The organism is Malonomonas rubra (assembly GCF_003247215.1).
GTDB classification, from domain to species: Bacteria; Desulfobacterota; Desulfuromonadia; order Desulfuromonadales; family Geopsychrobacteraceae; genus Malonomonas; species Malonomonas rubra_A.
Map to the genome: position 1 here is coordinate 75,417 of NZ_QKAP01000013.1, position 7,368 is coordinate 82,784.

6 protein-coding genes are annotated in these 7,368 nt (G+C 48.1%); all 6 read left to right on the forward strand.

Annotation, left to right across the window (positions count from 1 at the left end; genetic code table 11):
- Nucleotides 1-124: 124 nt before the first annotated feature.
- The 6 genes from Q7J88_RS01385 (at nucleotide 125) to xseA (ending at nucleotide 7,353) form a co-directional block, all read left to right on the forward strand.
- Entirely contained in the window at nucleotides 125-955 is an 831-nt protein-coding gene (locus Q7J88_RS01385) for a murein hydrolase activator EnvC (RefSeq protein WP_303720357.1), read from the forward strand.
- A gap of 9 nt (nucleotides 956-964) precedes the next feature.
- Entirely contained in the window at nucleotides 965-2,254 is a 1,290-nt protein-coding gene (locus Q7J88_RS01390) for a S41 family peptidase (protein ID WP_303720358.1), read from the forward strand.
- Nucleotides 2,255-2,368: 114 nt separating this feature from the next.
- On the forward strand, nucleotides 2,369-3,463 hold the full coding sequence (locus Q7J88_RS01395; protein WP_303720359.1) for a divergent polysaccharide deacetylase family protein: 1,095 nt from the start codon (nucleotides 2,369-2,371) through the stop codon (nucleotides 3,461-3,463).
- Nucleotides 3,464-4,127: 664 nt separating this feature from the next.
- The gene (locus tag Q7J88_RS01400; protein ID WP_303720360.1) at nucleotides 4,128-5,525 is read left to right on the forward strand and encodes a ParA family protein; all 1,398 of its coding nucleotides are present in this window, start codon (nucleotides 4,128-4,130) and stop codon (nucleotides 5,523-5,525) included.
- Between the two features lie 51 nt (nucleotides 5,526-5,576).
- A complete protein-coding gene (locus tag Q7J88_RS15310) occupies nucleotides 5,577-5,816 on the forward strand; it encodes a M48 family metallopeptidase (protein ID WP_369681941.1) in 240 nt (79 codons plus the stop codon).
- A 331-nt stretch (nucleotides 5,817-6,147) separates the two neighbouring features.
- A complete protein-coding gene (gene xseA / locus Q7J88_RS01405) occupies nucleotides 6,148-7,353 on the forward strand; it encodes an exodeoxyribonuclease VII large subunit (protein ID WP_303720361.1) in 1,206 nt (401 codons plus the stop codon).
- The last annotated feature ends 15 nt before the right edge of the window (nucleotides 7,354-7,368 follow it).

The following is a 7,368-nucleotide window of genomic DNA, read 5'->3' on the forward strand; positions in this document are numbered from 1 at the left end:
GGAAAAGATTGATCTCCGTATCGATGGTTTGAAAAATGAACAGCAGCTAGTATTGAAGAGGATTTCTAAACAGAAAAATGATGTTGATCGTGCCCAGAAGCACGTCAGAAGTACCAGCAAGCAGTTGGAAAAGCGCTTGATCGCCTTGTATAAGGAGGGCGATCTCGGCCCGTTAAAAATTCTTTTCTCTGCGGACTCGCCCACCGAATTAGTGCAGCAGTATCATTATTTAAGCCTGATTGCGCAGCATGATCAGGAAATGCTCGAGGAATTCAACGCTATGGTTGCAATGCACGAGCAGGCGCTCTCTGAACTTGAAAAGCTGAACCGACAGAAGGCCGATCTGCTTGGAAAAGAACAGCAGCAAAGGCAGGTCGCAGCCGACGGTCGTGGCCTGCAGTCGCGACTTCTGAAGCAGGTCAAGCGAGAAAAACAGCAGCTTAAAAATGAATTGGCGCAATTGAAGGAGCATGCTGAACGTCTTCAGCAGTTGGTTGTGCGTCTGCAACAAGAGCAAAAGACATCGGCTTCTCCGACGGTAAAAAGGGGAGCCGTCAGTTTTGGAGCGGGCAAGGGGAAACTGCGCTGGCCTGTTGTGGGTCGGGTTCTGATTGGTTATGGCACCCAGAAAGATCAGTCTCTGGGAACCTTCTACGAGAGCAACGGCATCGAGATCGGAATAGCGCCCGGATCTTCAATTCATGCGGTGGCTGATGGTAAGGTTGTCTTTTCTGACTGGTTTAAAGGCTATGGAAATCTTTTGATTCTCAGTCACCCAGGAGGCTTCCATACGCTTTATGCTCATGCTGATCAACTAGGAAAAAGCATTGGCGAGAAGGTAGCTGCCGGGGAAGTGATCGGGAAAAGTGGGCTGGGAGGACGCGATAGTATTTATTTCGAGATTCGTCAAGATGGTTCACCGATCAATCCGCTTAAATGGTTGCAGCGTCGATAGGAGAAATTAATGGTTCAATTCAGACTGTGTTTGGCTTTTGTTATGATTTCCCTGGTTGCAGGCGTGATAGTCTGTACTCCGTTTGCTGTGGCCACTAACGAGAAGACCAATTATCAGGCTCTCGAACTGTTTACCGATGTGCTGTCGATCATCCACAAAAGCTATGTTGAAGAAACAGACACGACCGAGCTGATCTATGGTGCGATCAAAGGGATGCTGGCAACACTCGATCCGCACAGCAGCTTTATGACCCCGGACATGTATCAAGAGATGAAGAATGATACCGAAGGAGAGTTCGGTGGACTGGGGATCGAAATCACCAAAAAGGATGGCATATTGGTCGTTGTTTCCCCGATAGAAGATACCCCAGCGTTCAAAGCGGGCATTAAGGCTGGCGACCAGATTGTCAAGATTAATGATCAGCCGACCAAGGACATGGAAGTGATGGAGGCGGTTCGCCTGTTGCGTGGTAAGAAGGGGGATGCTGTGACCATCTACATCATGCGCGAAGGATTTTCCGCTCCTGAAGCGTTTGAAATCGTGCGCGACATCATTCACCTGTACAGTGTAAAAAGCAGACTGTTACAACCGGGCTACGGTTATGTGCGTTTATCGCAATTCCAAGCGCGTACCGGCGAAGATCTGAAGGAACAACTGGCTGCTTTGCAGGAAGCGAATGGCAAACAGTTAAATGGCTTGATTCTCGATTTGCGCAATAATCCTGGGGGACTGCTTGATCAGGCTGTTGCAGTGGCAGACCTGTTCCTGTCTGAGGGGCTGATCGTTTATACTGAGGGACGAGAGGTGGGCAGCCAAGTAGAATTTCGCGCGCAAAATGAAGGTACTGAACCCAGATATCCCCTGATAGTGTTGATTAATGGTGGCAGTGCCAGTGCTTCCGAGATCGTTGCTGGTGCATTACAGGATCATGACCGTGCCCTGTTGTTGGGGGAGCAGAGTTTCGGCAAGGGCTCCGTTCAGTCAATCATCCCGATGGGAGACAACTCGGGGCTGCGCCTAACGACGGCACGTTATTTTACCCCGGCTGGGGTATCGATCCAGGCTCGAGGGATTACCCCTGATATCCTGGTTGCGCCCTTGGTGAAGGAGGAACACAACGGTAATCACTTAAGGGAAAAGGACCTGCAGAATCATTTTAGCCCCTTGGAGAACAAGCAGGCAGAGCCAACAGATGAAGTTCAGCTCGATGAAGAGGATAAAAAAGATTACCAATTGATGCGCGCTCTTGATCTGCTTAAAGGTGTCGACATCTTCATGCAGCACAGCCCGGCTGCTTGAACAAACTATTAGTAAAGATTGCACACATAGATGGCTAGAAAAAAAAACGGGAAAAAGTCGAAAAAGAGTTCCATTTTAAACCGAAAATCCCTATTCCAGTCACAGAAAGTTCGTGTGGCTCTTGCGTCGGTCTTTTTGCTGGCGTTTGTTGGGGTTTGCCTGTTGGCGCTAGGCAGCCTGCGTTCTTGGCTTCTGTCTGATGTCAGCCATTATGAGGAACCAACAGCAATAAAACCGCAGCCTGCGGAACAGATTTATGACTATCAACAGATTTATAAATTGGTCGAAAGTGAATTGCTAAGTGGTCCGCAGTCGCAGGGCTGGCAGAAATTGCCGGTTGAGAAGAATCTGCAGCGGATGAAAATGTTTGGTGACTTTCCCGATCACAACCGTCTGCTCGATCTGTCGGCCAGGATTGCCGAAACCGGTGCCCCGGCGCAGCTCGACTTGCTGCCGCGCATGGGATGTGTACGACTTTACTGGAAGAAAGAGCTACACCTTGAATTACGCTACCGGGTGCCGATCGAGGTGACCAGCAGCAGGCCTCGGATTGCTATCGTGATGGACGATATGGGGCGATCGCTGAAAACCTTCCGCGCACTTCTCGATCTTGACCTGATGGTGACCCCGGCGATTATCCCGGAGACGCACAGCGCGACTGAAGCAGCGCTGTTATTTCAGAAGGCTGGTCGTGAATACTTGATCCATATGCCGATGCAGCCGATCAACTATCCCAGTATAAATCCTGGTAAAAACGCACTGTTGCTTGGGCAGACAGAAACGGAAACTCGGCGTTTGGTGCGTCATTATATGGACCGTGTGCCGGGCGCGGTTGGTGGCAATAACCATATGGGATCGGGATTTACGCAGAATCGTGCCGCCATGCGGATTGTCCTCGACGAACTGCAGCAGGCGGCTCTTTTTTTCATCGATAGTAAGACGATCGGCAACTCAGTCGCATATGATGAGGCACGGCGGATGAAAGTGCCGACCGCATCCCGCAATATATTCCTCGATAACGAAGAGAATATAGCTTATATTCGCAAGCAGATCCGCAAAATGGTGCGGATGTCCGACGAGCGTGGTGAACTGGTTGCCATCTGCCATCCCTACTCAGAAACCCTTGAGGCATTACGGTTAGAGCTCCCTTGGTTGAGGCAGCAGCAGGTCGATTTCGTTCCCGCTTCGACGCTGGTCAAGGTTTACTGATTGCTTTACCCCTTCACGTTCAATCTGAACCCGGTTGAGCACTTTCTGCTACTGTTGATAACTTCGGTCCTCCAGCAGTTCCAATGGAATTTCACCTCTTCAATGGGAGAAAATGATTTGCGTAGCAACTTGTTTTTCATCGGCAGAAATTTTGCCGAAGATATTTGTCAAAATCGAGGTTTGTACGCGACTGGAAAAAAGCCTTTTCCCTTGATGACGATCTGGCGGTCGGAAATTTTTCCCCGAACTTGTTGATGCGGATGAAAAATCCTGCACGATTGAATAGAGAAAACACTCCTGCTCAGCGAAACCTGCCAGCTTTCCATTGCTGATTTCCAAGTAGAATGCGTCTGGCCAGATCTGCCAATAGCAATCGGCTTTTCGCCGCGTAGGCAGTCCTGGTCCGTTCTGGTACATTAAACGGGCCTTCGTTCGGTTATCAAGGAACCTATCAAATCCTGTTCGAATAAAACACATAAAACCTAGAATATTGATCACAAGCAATAGATAGTTTTACATAATACCTGCTCAGACTTTAGACAAAAACTCCCGGAAGGTATTGGATGTTAAAAGGTGGAGTGTAAATATCCTGAAAGATTGACAGGATTTCTGTGTTGACCTATAACTATTTAAAAACATTATAAATTATTTAGGTGAGGTGTTTATGGCTCGTCCCTATGTGATTACCATTTCCTGCGAAAAAGGCGGGGTAGGAAAAACCACTTTAGCAACAAATCTGGCGATCTATCTCAAAGGGTTGGCGGAAGACCTGCCCGTTACCCTTTTCAGCTTTGACAATCATTTCACTATTGACAAGATGTTTCAACTCGGCAATCAAAAGTCTGAATCGCAGGTTAGCGATATTTTTTCCGGTAAGCCTCTTGAGGAACTCGTTGTTCCAGGTCAATACGGTGTAGAGTACATTCCCTCAACCCGTCAACTCTTCGAATTACAGTTACAGTTCAAAGGATTCGATCAATTGGCTAATGTACTCAGTAGCAGCCATCTAGGTGGGGTGGTTGTTATAGATACAAGTCCGATTCTTGATGCCTTGACACGTAATGCATTGTTTGCGGCAGATAGGGTTATTGTCCCGATCAAAGACTCATCTTCACTCGAAAACTGTAATCATCTGGCAGTCTTTCTCCAAGAGCAGGAACGGCCCAGGTCCGTCTTGCGCATGCTTCCTTGCATCATTGATACGCGGATTCGTTTTGAGGGTCCGTTCCGCAATTCCTATCAGTTACTGAAAGCTTATGCAATCAACCGTGGATACAAATGTTATGAAGGTTACATAGCAAAAAGTCCAAAGGTAGAATCACTCAACACCAACCCTGCCGGTAAACTGTACCCGGTCATAACCCATGGTCGAAACACTGATGTCCATTTACAATTCATGCATTTAGCTCGACAGGTCTATTTAGACTACTTGAAACACGGGCCCAAAAGGATGAACCAATTAGCCAAACAGAAGTCAGAACAAGAGTCGATATTTGAGAGAGGAAGGTATGAGCGGTACCAGCGCCTGCAGAAAACTTGTCTCTGTTGCGATAAGTTGATTGAAGGCGATTATGTCTGGCCGGGGGCCTATTATCTTGAGAGTAGCAATGGAAAACTTGCGGGTTTCGTTGAGCAGGACTGTTTTTTGGATTTAGTTGTTGAGGATTGTTTTGGAGAACAAAATGCAAAAGGTTTGCAGGATTCTTTACGTGAGCTTCTTTTAGAAACGGCCCCTAATTCTTATATTATGCTGCATCGCACTCAGCTTCCAGAGGATGAAGCGAGATTTGATTTTTATCGTCTCGACAATGTGGGAGAAAAAATATCTGATCGACAATTTATCATCAAGGAAAAAGGCTTTTTCAGCCGTGCACAGAACTCCACATTGGTGAAGTTATTTAAGAAAGTTACATCGGAACATGAACAAAGCATGCCGCAGATTCTTTTCGCCCGTCGCAGTAGCGGAAACCCTTTAAATTTACTTGAACATCAAAAATATCTGGAATTTCAGACAGTGTTCAATCGGGTTCTGATTGATACGATGACAGAGCAGACTCAATAAAACTATACAAGCATCGAGTCAGAAATACTGAATTGGCACAACCATTCCGGAATGGCGGGTTTGGACAATAATAACCTTTCAGGTTTTCCCAAGGGAACATTGAATCTCAATCCTCACCTCGCCATGTCACCAAGTGAGTGTATCGAGTCATCCTCCATGAGTTGCCATATTACTGAGCACAGCCACAGCGATAGGCTCTATCGCTTGGTGAACCAGATTATTCCGAATTGGGAGCAGGTGAAGACGAGACTGGTTGAGATTGCAAGTAATTTGCTGTTGTTTCTCCGATAAAGACTTTCTCATCAAAAAAAAGTTTGCGGAAGAACTGGTTAAGACTATCCGTCGGATTAAAAGTAGATGGTAGAAGGGTTGTCAAGTGATCTCCAAGTTGCCCAAAAGTGTGAAGGTGGCTTTTCTAACAAACGATGTTAGGGTAGTTAAACCCACCATTTGGTTTGAAATAGCGATTATATAGGAATGAGGCAGTGCAAACCTCGTAAAAAAGAAATAATAAAATTATCTATTTCCAGGGAATGTCTATGCCCCTGTCAATCTTTGTCCAAGATCTGTATAATGGCCGACCGTGAAAATCAGGAGGGAAAAAAGAGGATAACTTGTTTCGATGACAAGCGGACAAATCGTTACTGTTACGATGCTGGTTCACCTGCTGCAGGAGCTAGTGGAAGAAAACTTTGTCGATGTGCTGGTACAGGGAGAGTTGGCCAGCATCTCCCGACCTGCTTCCGGTCATTACTATTTTAACTTGAAGGATTCGAAAACCCAGCTGCGCTGCGCTATGTTCCGTAGCCATGCCAGGGCGCTTCGGTTCAAGTTGGAAGAGGGGATGGAAGTGATTTGCCGGGGGAGGGTGTCGGTCTATCCGCAGCGTGGCGACTTGCAATTGATCGTTGAAGGTCTCGACCCGGTGGGTGTCGGCGGGCTGCAAATTGCTTTTGAACAGTTACATCAGAAATTGGCTGCAGAGGGGTTGTTTGATGAAGGGCGGAAGCGTCCGTTGCCTGAGTTCCCTGCAACGATAGGGGTGGTCACTTCCGCGACCGGCGCAGCGATTCACGATATTTTGACCGTACTGCGGCGGCGCTCTGCAGGAGTTCGGGTGATTTTGCGGCCAGTGCGGGTGCAGGGGGGTGGTGCCGCAGAAGAGATCGGTGCAGCGATTGAAGATTTAAACTGGGACGGTCGTTCGGAAATTGTGATCGTCGGGAGGGGCGGCGGTTCGAAAGAGGATCTCTGGGCGTTTAACGAAGAGGTCGTAGCCCGGGCTATTGCCGCTTCGAAGATTCCGGTAATATCAGCGGTTGGACACGAGATCGATCTCTCTATCTCCGACCTGGTTGCCGACTTACGGGCTGCGACGCCGAGTGCCGCTGCAGAGCTTGTAGTGCGAAACCGGCTCGATTTGGAGCGCCACCTTGATCAACTGGTTATACGGCTTGGCAAGCAGATGCATTCGCGGCTCCAGCTGTTGCAAATCCGTCTGCAGGGGCTGGAGAAGCGCCTTAAATCGCCGCTTGAACAGGCTCGCTATCAACGAATACGTCTGCAGCAGTTGGAACATCGCCTGCAGCAGGCGATTTCAATGGCCCTGAACCGCCGCAAAGAGTTCTTTTCGGTATTATGCGGACGTCTGGATGCACTTTCCCCGTTGGCGGTACTCAGTCGTGGCTATGCCATCGTTCGGAGTTGCAAAACAGGTGGAGTCGTTAGGGATGAGCAGCAGGTTGTTGTTGATGAACACCTCGAAGTCAAACTGGCTAAGGGAGAGCTGTTTGTAAAGGTGGAGTCAGGAAAACCAGAAAAGAAGTGACGGGTGAGGGAAAGA